This is a genomic window from Tsukamurella sputi (assembly GCF_007858445.1).
GTDB lineage: Bacteria > Actinomycetota > Actinomycetes > Mycobacteriales > Mycobacteriaceae > Tsukamurella > Tsukamurella sputi.
In genome coordinates, this window is sequence record NZ_VIGV01000067.1 from 1 (window position 1) to 659 (window position 659).

Annotated in this window: 1 protein-coding gene; it reads right to left on the minus strand. The window is 38.8% G+C overall.

Features of this window, described 5'->3' with window-relative positions; translation table 11 throughout:
* Positions 1 to 659 (minus strand): TonB-dependent receptor domain-containing protein (locus FK268_RS25900; RefSeq protein ID WP_146437810.1); only part of this gene is annotated, 659 nt, incomplete at both ends.

Sequence of the window (659 nt, forward strand, 5' to 3'; positions counted from 1 at the left end):
CTGAGAAGGATCTTGATATTCAACACTCATCAATGCGCTCCAGGGTTGAATCGATTTTAGAGGATCGCCATCTTGATTCTTACGCTTACTATATTGCCCTTTTATGTGAAATTTCCAACTCTCAGAGAGCCCAAATAAGGGACCATTCAATGTCGCATTCAATTCAAGTCCTGAAATATGAGCATGTGCCACATTGACAAATTGAATCTGATTGATTGATAGATAAGGTTTCGATCCCCAATCATAGGGATAGTAGGGATTGGATTCCAATTTCTCAGAGACTCGCTCATCGATAAAGTTACGATATTTACTATAGAAAGCACCTAGCCCTATTTCTGTATACTCATTTTTAAATTGATAAGTGATCTCTTGGTTCAGCGCCGTCTCTGGTCTCAATTGCGGATTTGGCATAAAATGGTTCATTCCGCCCTTACCAAACTCAAAGAAGAGTTCCTCAATTTTAGGGGCCCTAAACCCCGTACTGATACGATAACCTATCTGCTGTTCCGGTGTTATTTGATAATTAATTCCTAATTGCCAAGAGATTTTAGAAAAACTTTTTTTCTCGCTATCAAAACTGACGGGAAATTTATTACTGCCATCCATCTGTGGAGAATATTGGTAATGATCATAACGCGCCCCTAATGCTAGAGATAATT